The organism is Variovorax sp. efr-133-TYG-130, from assembly GCF_030208835.1.
In the GTDB taxonomy this organism is placed as follows: Bacteria; Pseudomonadota; Gammaproteobacteria; order Burkholderiales; family Burkholderiaceae_C; genus Variovorax.
Genome location: NZ_JARVTD010000037.1, coordinates 228490 through 246239, shown reverse-complemented (window position 1 = coordinate 246239; position 17750 = coordinate 228490). Strand labels below are relative to the sequence as shown.

Sequence of the window (17750 nt, the reverse complement as noted above, 5' to 3'; positions counted from 1 at the left end):
GCGCGGGCTCGATCCGAAGAACACGCTCAATCCTGGGCGGGTGGTGCGGGTCTAGCTTCCAGCGGCTCGCCCCGCCTCGCCTACCAGCGGTACGTCGCCGACGCCACCGCCTTGCGCCGCTCCCCGTAGAAGCAGCCGTAGGTGCACGAGGCGATGTGCGACTTGTCGGCCAGGTTGCTGAGGTTCAGCGCATAGCGCCAATTGCCGGTGTCGTACGACAGCATCGCGTCGTACACCGTGTATGAAGGCACCTTGCCGCTCACGTACAGGCCGGTGGACGAACCTACGTAGCGCACGCCCATGCCCGCCTTGAGCCCCGGTACGCCGGCCGCGCCGAAGTCGTACTCGCCCCAGGCCGAGAAGGTGTTGTAGGGCACGTTGCCGCGCCGCTTGCCGACATTGGCGGCGGTGTTGTCCGCGGTGACGCGCGCGTCGGTGTAGGCATAGGCGGCGATCAGGTTCACCGACTTGCCGACGCGCGTGCGCGCCTCGAACTCGAAGCCGCGCGAGCGCACCTCGCCGGTCTGCACAGAGAACTGGGTGTCGACCGGGTCGGTCGACAAAACGTTCTGCTGCGTGAGCTGATACACGGCCGCGCTCAGCAAGGTGTCGCTGCCGGCAGGCTGGTAGCGGATGCCTGCCTCGTACTGCTCGCCCTGCGTGGGCTTGAAGCGGCTGCCGAGACGGTCGATGCCGCTTTGCGGCTGGAACGACTGGCTGAAGCTCACGAAGGGCGCCAGGCCGTTGTCGGCCAGGTACACCAGCCCCGCGCGAGCGGTGGTCGCCGAGGTCTTTTCCTTCGAGTTCTGCGTGACACCGTCGACGGGCACCTGGCGATCGGACGAGCGGTCGCGCCGCGCGCCGAGCACCACCACCCAGCGCTTGTCGATCTTCATCTGGTCCTGCAGGTACAGGCCGGTGTCGTTGCCACTGGTGTCGGGGTAGTAGGTAAACGGCACCGCCGTGCTCAGGGTGTAGGCGTAGTTCGGCGCGTAGTAGTTCAGCGGCGTGTCGATGTCGCGGTTGGCTCGCCGCGTGGTGTGGTACTGGTACGTGGTGTCGATGCCCGCCAGCAGCGTGTGCTCCACGGCACCGGTGCCGAAGCGGAACTCCAGCGAGGTGTCCGTGGTGTAGGCGCGCGAAAAGTCGGTGCGGTCCTGCGCCGAGTGGTATTGCGAGCTGAAGTTGTCGGGCGCCAAGCCCTCGGTGTCGGTGGACGGGAACTTCACGTCCGAGCGGAAGGCGTGCGCGCTGTGCCGCAGCTTAAGCTGGCCGTTGAATGCATGCTCGAACAGGTAGCCCACCGAAGTGTTGGCGCCGTGGTACCTGTCGCGCCCGGGCGTGCCGATATAGCGGCTGGCGGGAATCCTGCCGAAGGGGTTCTCAAGGATCGTGCCCGAGGCTGGCAGCCCGTACACGTAGTCGGTGCGGCTGCGCAGGTATTCGGCCTGCAGCGTGAGCGAGGTGGCAGCGTTCGGCTGCCACTTGATGGAGCCCGACAGGAACTGCCGGTCGTCGGGCACGAAGTCGATGAAGGTTTTGCTCTCGCGCAGGAGACCGGTGAGCCGGTAGGTCAGCGTACCGTCGTCGTCGAGCTTGCCGCCGAAGTCGCCCTTGACCCGGCGGCGGCCGTGGTTGCCCAGCTCGATGCCCAGCTCGCGCAGCGGCTCGGCCGTGGGCCGCTTGGTCACCGTGTTGATCACGCCGCCCGGCGCCGCCGTGCCGTACAGCAGCGAGGCCGCGCCCTTGAGCACTTCCGCGCGCTCCAGTCCGTAGAGCTCCTGCTGGCCGTCGTAGGAATTGACCATGAACTTGGAGCCGTCGCGGTAGAGGCTTCCAGTGCCCGCGCCGGCCTGGAAGCCACGGATCACGAACGAGTCGGTGGTGCGGTCGGCCCCCTCCGAGCGCATCACGCCGGCTGTATAGGCGAAGGCGTCGACCAGATTGGCGGGCTGCTGCGACTCGATCTGTTCCGCCGTGACCACAGAGATCGACTGCGGCGTCTCGACGATGGGCGTGTCGGTCTTGGTGCCGGAGGCGCTGCGCCGTGCGATGTAGCCGTCGACCGGGCCCCATGCGTTCTCGCGCTCGGCACTTACGCGCACTTCGGACAGCGTGGCGGCGGCCGCGCCCGTGCCTGAAGCCGCGGGTGTGACCGGCGAACCCGCGCGCACCGTATAGCCGCCCGCATCGGTGGGCAGCAGGTCGAGCCCGCTGTTGGCCAGCGCGCGGCGCAGCGCCTGCGCGGCGTCGTAGCGGCCGCGCACCGGCGCGGCCTCGCGGTTGCCGACAAGGCCGGCATCGACTGTCAGCGCCAGCCCGGCCTCTCGTGCGATGCGGTTGAGCGTGGCGCCGAGAGGGCCGGCCGGGAGGTCGTAGTCGCGCAGCACCGGGACGGCTTGTGCCTGCGCGCCGGCAGCTGCGGGCACGAGCGCCAGCGTGGCGGTGGCCAGCAGAACGGTGGTCAAGAGCGGGTTCGGACAGAACGGGGAAGGAAAAGGCAAGGCAGGACTCCAGGCAAGGACAGGAAGAAAAGTGGTTCTCTTCCTGTCTGCCGGTCCAGATTCGAAAAGTGAGAGGGGTCGGCCGGAAAAAGTTTCAGCGCGGCGCCGGCCGAGGCTCGATGCGCGTCCACCAGCGCGTGGTGCTGACCACGTCGACCGGCACCGCGGCCGTGAGCGCCAGCAGCGCCTGGTCGGTGTCAGCCAGCGGCAGCGTGCCGGTCACGCGCAGGCCGGCCACGCGCGGATCGACTGACAGATGACCAGGCCTGTAGCGCGCAATCTCGGCGACCACCTCGGACAGCGGCCGGTTGTCGACGACGAGAATTCCGTCCTTCCAGGCATCCACCTCTGTACGCGCGGGCTCGACAGCGCTGGCGCCGCCGATATGCAGCACGAGGCTTTCACCCTGCTTTGCGATGCGCTCGCCCTCGCACGTCCGGTCCGGGTCCGCGGGGCAGGCGCCCGGGCGTGCAGCCACGGCGGACTGTGTCACGCTCAAGCGCGTACCCTCGGCGCCGTCGTCCAGCCGCCGCACGACGAAACGCGTGCCCAGTGCGCGGAAGCTGCCGTCGGGCGTGAGCACGACGAAGGGGCGCGTCTCGGCCGCTTCGGTATGCGAAGTTTCAACAGCGATCGCGCCGCTGCGCAGCACGATGGCGCGACGGCTGGCATCGAAGGCCAGGTCGACCGCGCTACGGGTGTCTAGGTGCAGCACCGTGTGGTCGGGCAGCACCACGGTGCGGCGCTCGCCGGTCTTGGTGCGATAGTCGGCGCTCAGCGTGCGGAGCGGCTCGTACCGATCGATCGCGCCAATGCCCAGCAGCACCGCGGCCAGCAGTCCCAGCACACTGGCCGACTGTTTCCAGCGGCGGGAGGCGGTGTCGCGCACGAGCAGCATTCGCACACCATCGCGCCGTGCTGGTTCGAGCTGGGCGTCGATCTCGCCGAGCTGCGCCCACGCACGCCGATGGTCGGCGTGCGCGTCGAGCCAGCGGCGCAGGCTCTCGGCGTCTTGCGGAGTGGCCTCGCCGGAGCCCATCTGCAGCTGCCAGCCGATGGCGGCGGCGAGCACGGCGGCCGACACCGGGCGGGACGCGCCCTGTGCAGTCACGCCGCAGCCTCGGGCAAGGCAGCGCCGTAGCGAATTTCGTAGCTTCGGCGCGCCGCGGTCGCCAGGTACTGCCGCACCCGGGGCACCGACACGTCGAGCTGCTGCGCTATCTCGGCATGCGTCATGCCGTCGAGGCGGCTGTAGAGCCAGGCGGCGCGGGTCTTGGGCGTGAGGCTGGCGAGCAGTTCGTCGAGCGCGCGCAACGCCTGCACGGCCTGCAATTGCTCTTCGGGCGACGGGTGCAGGTCGGGCGGCAGTGCGGCCAGATCGGAGAGGTAAGCGCGTTCCAGGTCGGCTCGGCGGAACCGGTCGATCACCAGCCCGCGCGCGATGATCGTCAGGTAGGCGCGCGGCTCCTTCAGCTCGGCCGGCACCACCTGGGAACGCGCCGTGAGCAACCGCACGAAGGCGTCGTGCGCCAGGTCGGCCGCGTCTTCGGCGCAGCCCAGCCGACGCCGCAGCCACGACTGCAGCCAGCCGTGGTGACTGCGGTAGAGCACATGGAGGCTGTCGTCGATGGCCGGCGCGGACACTGCGTAGATGCGAAATTGTTGAGAATAGTTCTCATCTTACCCAACCGCACCGGCTTTACGGCCGTCCGGACATGCGCATTCCCGTCCGAATAAGATCCCTAGCTGCCGTTCCGACCCTATCCACCATGACGACCTCCCGCCCTATCCGCTCCCAGTACGAAGATTTCATGCGCCACGTGGACACCCACGGCGTGTTCAAGAGCGACCGCACGGGCACCGGCACCAAAAGCGTGTTCGGCCACCAGATGCGCTTCGACCTGAACGAGGGCTTCCCGCTGGTCACCACGAAGAAGGTGCACCTGAAGTCCATCATCCAGGAGCTGCTGTGGTTCCTGACCGGATCGAGCAACAACAACTGGCTCAAGGAACGCGGCGTGACCATCTGGGACGAATGGGCGCGCGAAGACGGCGACCTGGGCCCGGTGTACGGCGTGCAATGGCGCAGCTGGCCCACGCCGGACGGCGGCCACATCGACCAGATCGCCGACGTCATCAAGACGCTGAAGACCAACCCCGATTCGCGCCGCATCATCGTGAGCGCATGGAACGTGGCCGAGCTGTCGAAGATGGCGCTCATGCCCTGCCATGCCTTCTTCCAGTTCTACGTGGCGCCGCCGCAGGCCGAGGGCGAACGCGGCAGGCTCAGCTGCCAGCTCTACCAGCGCAGCGCCGACATCTTCCTGGGCGTGCCCTTCAACATCGCGAGCTATGCGCTGCTCACGCACATGGTGGCGCAGCAGTGCGACCTCGACGTGGGCGACTTCATCTGGACCGGCGGCGACTGCCACATCTACAGCAACCATGCCGAGCAGGTGGCGCTGCAGCTGAGCCGCACGCCCTACCCGTACCCGACGCTGCACATCAAGCGCAAGCCCGATTCGATCTTCGACTACCAGTACGAAGACTTCGAGGTGCTGGACTACCAGCATCACGCGGCCATCAAGGCACCGGTGGCGGTGTGAACGGCATGGGCAAGCCGCGCATCAACCTCATCTTCGCGCGCGCCGCCAACGGCGTGATCGGCGCGAACAACACGATCCCCTGGCACCTGCCCGAGGACATGGCGCACTTCAAGCAGCAGACTGCGGGCGCGCCGGTGATCATGGGGCGCAAGACCTGGGACTCGCTGCCGCCGCGCTTCCGGCCGCTGCCGGGCCGGCAGAACATCGTGGTGACGCGGCAGGCCGATTGGCGCGCCGAAGGCGCCCTGCACGCGGGCAGCCTGAACGATGCGTTCGCGCTCTGCGAGGCCTCTTCACCCGCCGAGGTGTGGGTCATCGGCGGCGCGCAGATCTATGCCGAGGCCGAGCCGCTGGCACAGCGCGCGGTCGTCACCGAGCTTGCGCGCGACTACGAAGGCGACGCGCACGCGCCCGTGCTCGATGCCGCCGCATGGCGCGAGACGCGGCGCGAATCGCATGTCTCCGCCAAGGAAGGCATCGCCTTCGACTTCGTCACCTTCGAACGCGCCACCACCAGCCATACATGAGCGACGGCGCCCCGCATCCGACGACGACCACGCCGGACCCGCGGCGCCGGTCGTTGGTGGCGGGTGCGGCGCTGCTTGCGGGCCTCGCGCCGCTGCAGGGCCTGCGGGCCGCCGAGCCGCTGGAGCCGGACGAAGAAGCGCTCTTCATGAACGGCACGGCGCGTCCCACCGCCGATGGCCGGCTCGAGGTCGACATCCATGCCTGGATCTTCGAGCGCGAACACCGCTGGGGCCTGGACAGCGCGCTCGCCCGCTACCTCGGCCTGAGCCTGCGAAAGCTCTCGCCGGCGGCAAGGCTGCGCTTCAGCCAGCGCACCGCGCTGTTCCATGCCGAGTCGGAAGAAGACAAGGTCATCGACGTCGTCTTCGACGGCAGCCCCACGCGCATCACCATGCCGGCCTCGGGCAAGGACGGGCGCAGCAACCTTCGCATCGTGATCGACGCGCCGCGCGATACGCGCGAGTGGGTGCGCTACCACGGCGTGACGGGGCCGGGCGAGCTGTTGCATCGATTCAGGGGCGAGGCGCTGGTGGTGCCTGAGGAAGGCGTGTCGGTCATCTCGGACATCGACGACACCATCAAGCGCACGCAGGTGCGCGACCGGCGCGAGATGCTGCTCAACACCTTCGCGCGCCGCTTCGAGGCCGCGCCGCGCATGGCCGACTGGTATCGCGCGCTGGCGCAGGCGCCCGGCACGCGCTTCCACTATCTCTCGTCAAGCCCGATACAGCTCTACCCGGCGCTCTCGGACTTCATCCGCAGCGCCGGCTTTCCCGCGGGCAGCATGCATCTGCGCGAGAGCACGACATGGCGCACGCTGATTCCGGGCGACGAGGATTCGCGCGCGCACAAGCTCGGCACGATCGAGCGGCTGCTGGCCGAATTTCCGCAGCGCCGCTTCGTGCTGGTGGGCGACTCGGGCGAAGCCGATCCGGAAATCTATGCGCATGTCTTTCGCGCGCACCAGGCACGCATCGACAGCATCGTGATCCGCGACGTGACCGGCGAAGGCCGCACCAGCGAGCGCTATCGCGCGACCTTCGATGGCATCGAGCCGGTGCGCTGGCATCTCGTGATGCCCGACACCACGGCGTGGCCCGCGCAGGCGCTGAACTGACGAGCGGTTGCGCCCGAAAACAAACTGGCACCTTCGTCGCACACCACCAAACAAAGGAACACTTCGGTACACGCGATGAAAGGCATGCGCGCCGCAGGGTTTAGACAACGCTAATTGTTTGTGCGCAAAATGTGCCGTCAACGCCTCAACCCAAAAGGAGACGGCTCATGTCCATGGAATTTCTTCGGGTCATCGCCGAGCAGAAATTGCCATACGTCATCCACACGCCCGCGGACATCGACAGGTTGCGCGTGCTGCGTGCGGCCGAACTGGTAACTGCCTTCATCCCCCCGTCGGACCGCGCACCCGATGCGCGCGCCATCCGTCAGCTGGCCCAGGTGGAATCGATCACCGCCAAGGGCAAGCTGGCACTCAACAAAGCCACGTCGGCATTCATCGAGCTCTGAGCGCGTCGCGTCGGGCCGCAGTGTCCCGTCAGACCACGCCTTGCGCCAGCATCGCGTCGGCCACGCGCACGAAGCCGGCGATGTTCGCGCCGTCGACGTAGCTCACGCTGCCGTCCTTGCGCGCGCCGTAGTGCAGGCACGACTCGTGGATGCCCTGCATGATCTGCAGCAGGCGGGCATCGACCTCGTCGCGCGTCCATGACAGGCGCGCGGCGTTCTGGCTCATCTCCAGCCCCGAGGTGGCCACGCCGCCGGCGTTGCTCGCCTTGCCCGGCGCGTACAGCACGCCGTGGCCTTCGAACACCTTCACCGCGTCCATCGTCGAGGGCATGTTGGCGCCTTCGGCCACGCAGACCACGCCGTTCTTCACGAGCATGCGCGCGTCTTCCTCGTCGAGTTCGTTCTGCGTGGCGCTCGGCAGCGCGACGTCGACCGGCACGTGCCACGGCGTGGCGCCGGCCACGAAGCGCGCGCCGGTGCGCTGCGCATAGTCGCTGACGCGGCCGTAGAGGTGGTTCTTGACGTCCATCAGCACCGCGAGCTTCTCGGGCGTGAAGCCGTCCTCGTCGACCACGGTGCCGCTCGAATCCGACACCGTCACCACCCTGGCGCCCAGCGCCATCGCCTTCTCGATGGTGTACTGCGCGACGTTGCCGGCGCCCGAGACGCTCACCCGCATGCCCTCGAAGCCGCGGCCCTTGCGCTTGAGCATTTCCTGCGCGAAGTAGACGTTGCCGTAGCCGGTGGCCTCGGGGCGGATCAGCGAGCCGCCGAAGCTCAGGCCCTTGCCGGTGAAGACGCAGTCGGCGCGGTTGGTGAGCTTCTTGACCATGCCGGCCATGAAGCCGACCTCGCGCCCGCCCACGCCCACGTCGCCCGCGGGCACGTCGGTGTCGGAGCCGATGTGGCGGAACAGTTCGCTCACGAAAGCCTGGCAGAAGCGCATCACCTCGCCCTGGCTCTTGCCCTTGGGGTCGAAGTCGGCGCCGCCCTTGCCGCCGCCCATGGGCAGCGTGGTCAGCGCGTTTTTCAGGGTCTGCTCGAAGGCCAGGAACTTGAGGATCGACAGGTTCACCGACGGGTGGAAGCGCAGCCCGCCCTTGTACGGGCCGATGGCCAGGCTGTGCTGGATGCGGAAGCCCCGGTTGACCTGCACCTCGCCGTGGTCGTCGACCCAGGACACGCGGAACATCACCACCCGCTCGGGTTCGACCAGCCGCTCCAGCAGGCTGTGGGCGGTGTACTTCGGGTGCTGCTCGATGTAGGGCCAGAGGCTTTCCATGACCTCGGTCACGGCTTGCAGGTACTCGGGCTGTCCGGGGTTGCGTTGGGCGACATGTGCCAGGAAACCCCCGACGGATGCGTGCTTCATTCCAGTCCTTTTTTTTCAAATTGGTGCATAACCTTATGCGAATCTTGCATTTTGCATGATTCATGAACCAATTCGAGGCGCAAACCCCTTTCAGGTGCGCGAAATGGCGTCGAAGCCGATTTACGCCCCAAAAGAGGTCAACAGCCGGTCTCAGGCTTTTTCCCTCACGCGCGCGATAGCGCCGCGCCCGGCCCCTTGTCATTGGACTTTGGTCCGATGCGCCGCACGCCCCATCGGCCTAGCATTTGGTCACCAATTTCTGTGACAAAGCTCTCATATATGTAACTTTTTCCGGGCTACATCCTTGTTTTGATTGAGTTTTCTCTCTCGAAAACAGGGCTCCTCCCCAATTCTGGGGATTGTTAGTAAATATCTCGATTTGTATCTTCCGTTCGTCTTTGATGCATGCCGGGACGGTAACGGCAACGGGCAGCGCGCCGCCGAACGGGGCGAAGGGCGCCGAAAACTTCAACGTGTGTTCCTGTCAATTCAACCTTTTCTGAGAGCGAAAAATGTCGAATAGCTTGCAAAAATGGGTCGGCCGCAATCGCCCGCCGCGCGTCCAGATCACCTATGACGTCGAGATCGGCGACGCCGTCGAAAAGAAGGAGCTGCCGCTGGTCGTGGGCCTGCTGGCCGACCTGTCGGGCCAGCCGGTGCAGCCGCTGCCCAAGCTCAAGGAGCGCCGCTTCGTCGAGGTCGACCGCGACAACTTCGACGAAGTGCTCGGCAACATCTCGCCCCGCCTCGACCTGTCGGTGCCCGACACCATGAAGGGCGACGGCAACCTGAAGATCGAACTGAACTTCAAGGAATTCGGCGACTTCCACCCCGAAGCCATCGTGAGCCAGGTGCCCCGCCTGGCCAAGCTGCTCGAAGCCCGCCAGCAACTGCGCGACCTGCTGGCCAAGCTCGACGGCAACGACGAACTCGACGACCTGCTCGAGAACGTGCTGAAGAACACCGAAGACCTCAAGGCCGTCCAGAGCCAGGCCAAGGCCGAAGCGGCTCCCGCCGCCGCAGCCCCGCAGGCAGCCGCCGCGGAAACCCAGACGTCCCCCGAAGCCGAAGCACCGGCTGCGTGATCAACCACGCCGGCCGCGGCCCCACGGGCGCGAACCGGCAAATCCTGAATGGTGATAGAGATGGCCAACAAATCCAAAGCCGCAGAAGCCGGCAGCGCAGGTACCACCGTCACGACCAGTGACATGAGCCTGCTCGACAAGATCGTCTACGAAGGCAAGATGACGACCGAGCCTTCGCAGGGCGCCTACGCGAAGAAGCTGATCGGTCAGCTCGCCTCGCAGATCCTCGACGAAGGCATGAAGACCAGCCCCGACAAGGGCGTGGTCACCCTGATCAACGAGCGCGTCGCCGAAATCGACCGCCTGCTGACCGACCAGCTCAACGCGATCCTGCACGCCCCCGAGTTCCAGGCCCTCGAAGGCTCCTGGCGCGGCCTGCGCGACATGGTGTTCGGCACCGAGACCGGCAGCAACCTGAAGCTGCGCCTGCTCAACGTGAGCAAGAAGGACCTGCTCAAGGACCTGGAGACCGCCGTCGACCACGACACCAGCGTGCTCTTCAAGAAGATCTACGAAGAGGAATACGGCACCTACGGCGGCCACCCCTACTCGCTGCTGATCGGCGACTACTACTTCGGCCGCCACCCGCAGGACATCGCCCTGCTGGAGCGCGTCTCCCGCGTGGCCGCCGCCGCGCACGCCCCCTTCATCGCCGCCGCCGCACCGGCGCTGTTCGACTTCAAGTCGTTCACCGAACTCGGCATTCCGCGCGACCTGTCCAAGACCTTCGAGAGCGCCGAGCTCGCCTCGTGGCGCAGCTTCCGCGAATCGGAAGACTCGCGCTACGTGTCGCTGGTGCTGCCCAGCTACGCGGCCCGCCTGCCCTACGGCGCCAAGACCAACCCCGTCGAGAACTTCAACTACGAAGAAGACGTGGACGGCTCCGACCACGGCAAGTACCTGTGGGCCAACGCGGCCTACCAGCTGGGCCTTCGCATCACCCAGGCGCACTCGCTGTACGGCTGGACCACGGCCATCCGCGGCGTCGAGGGCGGCGGCAAGGTCGACGGCCTGGTGGCCCACGCCTACAAGACGGACGAAGGCGACATCGCTCTGAAGCCGCCGACGGAAGTGACCATCACCGACCGCCGCGAAAAGGAACTGAGCGACCTGGGCTTCATCGCGATCGTCAATTCCAAGGGTTCGAACACCGCCGCCTTCTTCGGCGGCCAGACCGTGAACAAGCCCAAGGTGTACGACAAGGACGCGGCCAACGCCAACGCGGCGGTCTCGGCGCGCCTGCCCTACATCCTGGCCGCCTCGCGTTTCGCGCATTACCTGAAGGTGATCGTGCGCGACAAGATCGGCAGCTTCCAGACGCAGGCCGACATGCAGAAGCACCTGAACAACTGGGTGGCCAACTACGTGCTGGTGAGCCCCTCGGCGCCGCAGGCCATGAAGGCCAAGTACCCGCTGAGCCAGGCCCGCGTGGACGTGACCGAAGTGCCGGGCAAGCCGGGCTCGTACCGCGCCATCGCCTTCCTGAAGCCGCACTTCCAGCTCGAGGAACTCTCGGCCTCGATCCGCCTTGTGGCCGACCTGCCGGCCGCGGCCGCCTGACCACCCCGACATCCACGTCTACCTACAGACAGACTGAAAGAGCTTTCACATGCCTATCTACCTCAAGATGCCCGGCGTTACCGGACAGACCCAGATCGAGGGCCACAAGGACGAAATGGAAGTCCAGAGCTTCCAGTTCGGCGCCGGCCTCGCCGTGACCTCGGGCACCTCCAACCAGGAGCGCACCGCGGGCAAGCCCAGCTTCTCCGAAATCACAGTGACCCGCACCACCGACTCCGCCACGCCCCAGCTGATGCAGAAGCTCGCCGGCGGCGAGGTGTTCGCGGGCGACACCATCATCACCTTCCCGCGCGAAGACAAGAGCGGCCTGCTGCCACTGATGGTCGTGACCCTGACCGACGTGATCCTCAGCGGCTTCTCGGTGTCCAGCGGCGGCGACCTGCCGCAGGAAAGCATCTCGCTGAACTACGCGGCCATCAAGGTCGAATACACCAAGCAGAAGGAAGAAGGCGGCCAGGAAGGCGTCGCACCGTTCGGCTGGGATCTGTCGAAGAACACCGCGGTCGCGTGACGGCCCGACGCTGACGTCCGGCGCCCACCGTGTCCGAACTTGTCAAAGGGGGCGTCCTGCCCCTGTTCGACCGGCTGGCGTCGGCGCTGTCCGAGCACGCCCATGGTGTTCACCTGGAGACGATGGAGTCCGTGCAGGACTCCATCGGCCGTGAGCTGCGCCAGCTGTTCAACACGCGCTCGCCGCTGTCGGTGGCCGACTACGCGCAGGGCAGCGGCACGGTGCTGGAGTACGGCATTCCCGATTTCTCCTCGCTCAGCGCGCAGAACGCCACCGACCTGCAGCAGCTGGCCGCCGTGCTGCGCCAGGCGGTGCAGCGCTACGAGCCGCGCCTGTGCGACGTGAGCGTGCAGGTGAGCGCCACGCCCAACCGGCATGAAGTCGCGCGGGTGCGCATCGGTGCGCAGGCGCGCGCCGGCCTCGCGCTGCGCCGCGTCGACTTCGAGATGCTGCTCGGCACGCCGGACAGCCTGATGAAAGTCGCCTGACGTGTCCGACATCCAGCACAGCGACCTGCTGCAGTACTACAAGCGCGAACTGTCCTATCTGCGGGGACAGGGGGCGGACTTCGCCCAGCGCTACCCCAAGGTCGCATCCCGGCTGTCGCTGCACGGCGGCGAATCGCTGGACCCGCATACCGAGCGGCTGATCGAATCGGTCGCCTTTCTTTCCGCGCGCGTGCACCGCGACCTCGACCAGGAGTTTCCCGACGTCGCCTACGCGCTGCTCGACAACCTCTGCCCGTCGCTGGTGCAGCCGCTGCCCTCGATGTCGGTGGCGCAGTTCGCGCTCGACCCGGCGCAGGGCAAGGTGACCTCCGGTTTTCCCGTGCCGCGCCACACCATGCTGCATGCGCGCACCGCGCACGCGCAACCTTCGTCCGCGCCGGGCCAGGCACCGCAGTCGCGCGAATGCCGCTTCCGCACAGCCTGGGACACCGTGCTGTGGCCGCTGCGCATCGTGCATGCTGCCATCGACACCGATGTCGTGCTGCGCCTCACGCTCGAATGCGAGGCCGGCACCGACTTCTCCGAACTCGAGATCGACAGCCTGCGCATCCACCTGCAGGGCGACTGGATGCTCACCATGCCGCTGTACGACGCGCTGGTGTCGGGCGTGAAGTCGGTCGGCGTCATGCCCGAGGGCGGCGCGCTGCGGATGCTGCCGGCCGACGCCTGGCGCGAAGTCGGCTTCGCCGAAGGCGAAGAGGTGCTGCCGCAGCCCGCCAACGCGCAGCCCGCCTACGGGCTGCTGCAGGAGTACTTCGCGTTTCCGCGCAAGTTCCACTTCTTCGACCTGCACCACCTGCGCTCGCGCCTGGGCCGCGGGCAGCGCTGCGACCTGGTGTTCCAGCTCGACCGCCCCACGCGCGCGCTGCGGCACCTGGACGCCGAGAACTTCCAGCTCGGCTGCACGCCCATCGTCAACCTGTTCCCGCGTGTGAGCGAACCGCTGGTGATGGACCAGCGCCACTACGAATACATGCTGGTGCCCGACCGCCAGCGCGACGCGACCACCGAGGTGCATTCCATCGTCTCGGTGATCGCCTCCGACCCGGACGCCGACAAGCCGGTGAACGTGCCGGGCTTCGCCGCGCTCGGCCATGTCGACGGCGCGCAGGGCGACGTGTTCTGGGCCGCGCGGCGCGAGCCCTGCCTGCGCCAGAACATTCCCGGCACCGACGTCTTCCTGTCTTTCGTCGACCAGGGCAAGACGCACAGCCGGCCCGCGCAGCCCGTGGTGTACGCGCACCTGCTGTGCACCAACCGCCGGCTGGCCGAACAGGTGCCGGTGGGTGCGCGGCTGGTGGCCGAAGGCCCGTCGCAGCCCACCAGCGTGCGCTGCCTGTACGAGCCCACCGCGCAGCGCGACCCGCCGCTGGGCAGCGAAACGCTGTGGCGGCTGGTGTCGCTGCTCACGCTCAACCACCAGTCGCTGGTGGACGGCTCCACCGGCCGCAAGCAGCTGCGCGAAATGCTTTCGCTGTTCGCCTCCGACAGCCGGCGCGACCACGCCCAGATACTCGGCATTGCCGGGCTGTCGGCGCGCGGCGTCACCGCCCACGTGGGCACCGAGGCCTGGCGCGGCTACTGCCGCGGCACGCAGGTCACGCTCGAATTCGAGGATGACGCCTTCGTCGGCGGCTCCCCTCTCATGATGTCGGCCGTGCTTGCGCGGTTCTTCGCCATGTACACGTCGGTGAACTCCTTCGTGCGCCTGGTGGTGCGCGACGGCGACGAGGTGCGCAAGCAATGGGCGCCCATGACGGGCCGGCAGGTCGTGCTGTGATCGAAGAACTCCGCGCCCGCCCGCAGGACTTCAACCTGTTCCAGGCCATCAGCCTGCTCGAGCGCGCCGCGCCCGACGCGGTGCCCGTGGGCCGCTCGCAGGGCCCGCGCGAACGCGAGGCGGTGCGGCTGCATGCCTTCGTCACGCTGGCCTTCGAGGCCAGCGACGTGCGCGAGGTCGACACCGACGCGCCGACCGGCGAGCCCTTCTCGCTCACCACGCCCGCGCTCTCGCTGGGCGGCAGCGGCGGCCCGCTGCCGATGCCGGTCACCGAGATGCTGCTGGAGCGCCGGCAGCGGCGCGACCATGCGACGGCCGACTTTCTCGACATCTTCAACCACCGCTTCCTGGCCTTCCTGTACCGCAGCCGCCGCAAGCACCACGTGGCGCTGAACCCGCAGTCGCCCGCCGGCTCGACGCTGGCGTCCACGCTGGATGCCGCCAGCGCGCTGGGCCTGCGCTCCGGCGTGCGCGCGCCCGACGGCTCGGCCCTGTGGCTGCGCCATGCCGGCCTGCTGGGCGGCGCGCCGCGCGGCATGACCGCCCTGCTGGCGCTGCTGCGCGACCGCCTCGGCGTGCAGGTGCAGGGCACGCAGTTCCGCGGCCGCTGGCTGGCGCTGGAGCCCGACGCATCGGCGCGGCTGGACATGCGCACGCCGCTGGGCGGTGGCGCCGTGCTCGGCAAGCGCGTGTGGGACCAGGGCGCCGGCATCCGCCTCACCTTCAGCAACCTGAGCCAGCAGCGCCTGCGCGACCTGCTGCCCCGGGGCGCTGACCATGCGCTCGCCAAATGGCTGGTGCGCCGCTTCATCCCGCAAGACCTGAAGGTCGAGATGGAGCTGCAACTCGCGCCCGCCGAATCGCGCAGCAGCGTGCTCGGCGCCGCGAACCCGATGCGCCTGGGCTGGACCTCCTGGGTCGCCGGCCCTTCCTTCCGGGGCGCGCTGCCCCCCGTTCAACACACCCTGACCAGCGACGCCGGCGACACGGCCGGCGCCTGAGCCTCACATTCCTCATGGACATCGACATCCGCACCCTGCTCGGCCGGCTCAACCCGGAATGCAAGCGCGCCATGGAACAGGCGGCCGAGCTGTGCGTGCAGCAGACGCACTACAACGTCGACCTCGAACACCTGCTGCTGAAGCTGGTGGACAACGACGCGCCCGACCTGCGGCTGGTGTTCGGCCGCTTCGGCATCCGGCCCGAGACCGTGCAGGCCCAGCTGCAGAAGTCGCTCGACACCTTCAAGCGCGGCAACGGCCGCACGCCCAGCCTGGCGCCCGACTTCGCGCCGCTGTTCCAGGAAGCCTGGCTCATGAGCTCGATGCTGCTGGGCCAGCAGCACATCCGCTCGGGCACGCTAATGCTGGCGCTGCTGGAGGTGGACCGCCTGCGCGGGCGCCTCGTCGATGCCGCGCCCGCGCTGCTGCAGATTCCGCGCGGCGCGCTGCGCGACGAGCTCGCCGGCCTGCTGCAGTCCTCGCCGGAAGACGCGGCAGCCTCGGCGTTGAACGCCGCGCCAGCGTCTTCGGCGCCCGCCCCGAGCCAGCCGGCCGCGCCGTCGCTCGCGGATGCAGGCACGGCGCCGCTGCAGATGCCCACCGCGCGACGCGGCAATTCGGCCACGCCCTCGCTCGACCAGTACACGGTCGACATGACGCAGCTCGCGCGCGACGGCGCGATCGACCCCATCCGCGGTCGCGACGCAGAGATCCGACAGATCATCGACGTGCTGCTGCGCCGCCGCCAGAACAACCCCATCCTCACCGGCGAGGCCGGCGTCGGCAAGACGGCCGTGGTCGAAGGCTTCGCGCAACGCGTGGTGCAGGGCGACGTGCCGCCCGCGCTGCGCCAGGTGTCGGTGCGCTCGCTCGACCTGGCGCTGCTGCAGGCCGGCGCCGGCGTGAAGGGCGAGTTCGAGAACCGGCTGAAGTCGGTCATCGCCGAGGTCAAGGCCTCGCCCACGCCGGTGATTCTCTTCATCGACGAGGCGCACCAGCTCATCGGCGCGGGCGGCGCCGAAGGCCAGGGCGACGCGGCCAACCTGCTCAAGCCCGCACTGGCGCGCGGCGAGCTGCGCACCATCGCCGCCACCACCTGGGCCGAGTACAAGAAATACGTGGAGCGCGACCCGGCGCTGGCACGGCGCTTCCAGGTGGTGAAGGTCGAGGAGCCGAGCGAGGAAGTGGCCATCGACATGCTGCGCGGCATGGTCGAGACGCTGGAGAAGCACCACGGCGTGGAGATCATCGACGACGCGGTGCGCGAAGCCGTGAAGCTCTCGCACCGCTACATCACCGGCCGCCAGCTGCCCGACAAGGCCATCAGCGTGCTCGACACCGCCTGCGCGCGCGTGGCCATCGGGCAGAACGGGCTGCCGGCCGAACTGGAGTCGGCCGCGCGCGACATCGCCACGGCCGAAAGCGAGCTGCGCGTGCTGCGCCACGAAGCCGCCACCGGTGGAGACCATCAGGACGCCATCGCCACGCTCACCGCGTGGCTCGACACGCTGCGCCAGAAGCACAAGCGCCTGTCCGACAAGGTCGATGAAGAGAAGCACGCGGTGATGGAAATCGTCGCGCTGCGCCGCAAGATCGCCGACAGCCTGCGCGACGGCGCGCCGCCGCCCGACGAGGAGAACGACCCCGCGCTGCTCACCGCCGCGCTGCGCCGCCTCGAGAAGGGCCTGGAAGCGCTGCAGAGCGACGAGCCCATGGTGCCCGTGTGCGTCGACGGCGTGATGGTGGCCGAAGTCATCTCCGGCTGGACCGGCATTCCGGTCGGCAAGATGATGACCGACGAGCTGCACACGGTGCTCAACCTGAAGGAGAAGCTGGCCGAGCGCGTGGTCGGCCAGGACGATGCGCTCGACGCCATCGCGCGGCGCGTGCGCACCTTCCGTGCCGACCTCGACGACCCCGGCAAGCCCGTGGGCGTGTTCATGCTGGTGGGCCCCAGCGGCGTGGGCAAGACCGAGACGGCGTTCGCGCTGGCCGACCTGCTGTACGGCGGCGAGCGCAACGTCATCACCGTGAACATGTCAGAGTTCCAGGAGGCGCACACCGTCTCAAGCCTGAAGGGCGCGCCGCCCGGCTACGTGGGCTACGGGCGCGGCGGCGTGCTGACCGAGGCGGTGCGCCGGCGCCCCTACAGCGTGGTGCTGCTCGACGAAATGGAGAAGGCCCACCCCGACGTGCTGGAGCTGTTCTTCCAGGTGTTCGACAAGGGCACCATGGAAGACGGCGAAGGCGTGCAGATCGACTTCAAGAACACGCTGATCCTGCTGACCTCCAATGCGGCGCAGGACGTGATCACCCAGGCCTCGCAGGGCGGGCGCAGGCCCGACCCCGAAGAGCTGGTGGAACGGCTGCGCCCCGAGCTGCTCAAGCAGTTCAGCCCTGCCTTCCTGGGGCGGCTGGCGCTGGTGCCGTACCACCACCTGGGCGACGAGCAGATCCGCTCGATCGTGAACCTCAAGCTCGGCAAGCTGGCGCGGCGCTTCGCGCTGAACCACCACGCCGCCTTCACCTGGGACGCGCAGGTGGAAGACGCCATTACCGCGCGCTGCACCGAGGTGGACAGCGGCGCGCGCAACATCGACCACATCCTGGCCCATGCGGTGCTGCCCGAGCTGTCGCGCCAGGTGCTGGAGCGCATCTCGATGGCCGCCGCGTTCACCGCCGTGCACATGGGCGTGGACGGCGGCGGCGCCTTCGCCTTCGGCTTCGAGCCCGCAACGCTGAGCTGACG

General features: G+C 68.1%; 15 protein-coding genes. 11 read left to right on the top strand and 4 right to left on the bottom strand.

The genetic code is table 11. From position 1 onward, the window contains the following. Nucleotides 1-80: 80 nt before the first annotated feature. The 3 genes from QRN67_RS29595 to QRN67_RS29585 all read right to left on the bottom strand — a co-directional run bounded on the left by QRN67_RS29595 (nucleotide 81) and on the right by QRN67_RS29585 (nucleotide 4148). Entirely contained in the window at nucleotides 81-2468 is a 2388-nt protein-coding gene (locus QRN67_RS29595; RefSeq protein WP_285414733.1) for a TonB-dependent siderophore receptor, read from the bottom strand. A gap of 130 nt (nucleotides 2469-2598) precedes the next feature. Further along, nucleotides 2599-3615, bottom strand: coding sequence for a FecR domain-containing protein (locus QRN67_RS29590; protein WP_285414732.1), 1017 nt, complete (start codon nucleotides 3613-3615; stop codon nucleotides 2599-2601). Next, complete coding sequence (locus QRN67_RS29585) at nucleotides 3612-4148, bottom strand: sigma-70 family RNA polymerase sigma factor (RefSeq protein ID WP_285414731.1); 537 nt, start codon at nucleotides 4146-4148, stop codon at nucleotides 3612-3614. Before QRN67_RS29585 ends, QRN67_RS29590 begins: the two co-directional genes overlap by 4 nt. A gap of 125 nt (nucleotides 4149-4273) precedes the next feature. On the opposite strand from QRN67_RS29585, the gene QRN67_RS29580 reads away from it, so the two are divergent. The 4 genes from QRN67_RS29580 to QRN67_RS29565 all read left to right on the top strand — a co-directional run bounded on the left by QRN67_RS29580 (nucleotide 4274) and on the right by QRN67_RS29565 (nucleotide 7162). Then, on the top strand, nucleotides 4274-5110 hold the full coding sequence (locus tag QRN67_RS29580) for a thymidylate synthase (protein WP_285414730.1): 837 nt from the start codon (nucleotides 4274-4276) through the stop codon (nucleotides 5108-5110). A 5-nt stretch (nucleotides 5111-5115) separates the two neighbouring features. Then, a complete protein-coding gene (locus tag QRN67_RS29575) occupies nucleotides 5116-5637 on the top strand; it encodes a dihydrofolate reductase (protein ID WP_285414736.1) in 522 nt (173 codons plus the stop codon). Continuing rightward, a complete protein-coding gene (locus QRN67_RS29570; RefSeq protein WP_285414729.1) occupies nucleotides 5634-6755 on the top strand; it encodes a phosphatidate phosphatase App1 family protein in 1122 nt (373 codons plus the stop codon). The genes QRN67_RS29575 and QRN67_RS29570 overlap by 4 nt, the downstream gene beginning before the upstream one ends. 167 nt (nucleotides 6756-6922) lie before the next feature. Continuing rightward, nucleotides 6923-7162 carry a hypothetical protein gene (locus tag QRN67_RS29565; RefSeq protein ID WP_007829428.1) on the top strand — a complete coding sequence of 80 codons (240 nt, stop codon included), beginning with the start codon at nucleotides 6923-6925 and terminating at the stop codon, nucleotides 7160-7162. A gap of 28 nt (nucleotides 7163-7190) precedes the next feature. Here QRN67_RS29565 and gdhA read toward each other — a convergent pair whose 3' ends face one another. Then, the gene (gdhA, locus tag QRN67_RS29560) at nucleotides 7191-8534 is read right to left on the bottom strand and encodes an NADP-specific glutamate dehydrogenase (protein ID WP_106937341.1); all 1344 of its coding nucleotides are present in this window, start codon (nucleotides 8532-8534) and stop codon (nucleotides 7191-7193) included. Between the two features lie 512 nt (nucleotides 8535-9046). Between gdhA and tssB the strand changes: the two genes are divergently transcribed. From tssB to tssH, 7 genes are read left to right on the top strand one after another with little or no spacing between them, the layout of a single operon-like run. Beyond that, nucleotides 9047-9619, top strand: coding sequence for a type VI secretion system contractile sheath small subunit (gene tssB, locus QRN67_RS29555; RefSeq protein ID WP_081270796.1), 573 nt, complete (start codon nucleotides 9047-9049; stop codon nucleotides 9617-9619). Between the two features lie 60 nt (nucleotides 9620-9679). After that, complete coding sequence (gene tssC / locus QRN67_RS29550) at nucleotides 9680-11179, top strand: type VI secretion system contractile sheath large subunit (protein ID WP_106937737.1); 1500 nt, start codon at nucleotides 9680-9682, stop codon at nucleotides 11177-11179. A gap of 49 nt (nucleotides 11180-11228) precedes the next feature. After that, nucleotides 11229-11711 (top strand): Hcp family type VI secretion system effector, encoded by a 483-nt coding sequence (locus QRN67_RS29545; RefSeq protein ID WP_081270798.1) that lies wholly within the window; start codon nucleotides 11229-11231, stop codon nucleotides 11709-11711. 29 nt (nucleotides 11712-11740) lie between these two features. After that, nucleotides 11741-12199: a type VI secretion system baseplate subunit TssE gene (gene tssE, locus QRN67_RS29540; RefSeq protein ID WP_106937340.1), complete on the top strand. Its 459-nt coding sequence runs from the start codon at nucleotides 11741-11743 to the stop codon at nucleotides 12197-12199. A 10-nt stretch (nucleotides 12200-12209) separates the two neighbouring features. Further along, a complete protein-coding gene (gene tssF / locus QRN67_RS29535; protein WP_285414735.1) occupies nucleotides 12210-14000 on the top strand; it encodes a type VI secretion system baseplate subunit TssF in 1791 nt (596 codons plus the stop codon). Further along, on the top strand, nucleotides 13997-15001 hold the full coding sequence (tssG, locus tag QRN67_RS29530; protein WP_285414728.1) for a type VI secretion system baseplate subunit TssG: 1005 nt from the start codon (nucleotides 13997-13999) through the stop codon (nucleotides 14999-15001). Before tssF ends, tssG begins: the two co-directional genes overlap by 4 nt. A gap of 14 nt (nucleotides 15002-15015) precedes the next feature. Then, nucleotides 15016-17748, top strand: a complete 2733-nt coding sequence (gene tssH, locus QRN67_RS29525; RefSeq protein ID WP_285414727.1) for a type VI secretion system ATPase TssH — start codon at nucleotides 15016-15018, stop codon at nucleotides 17746-17748. Nucleotides 17749-17750: the final 2 nt, after the last annotated feature.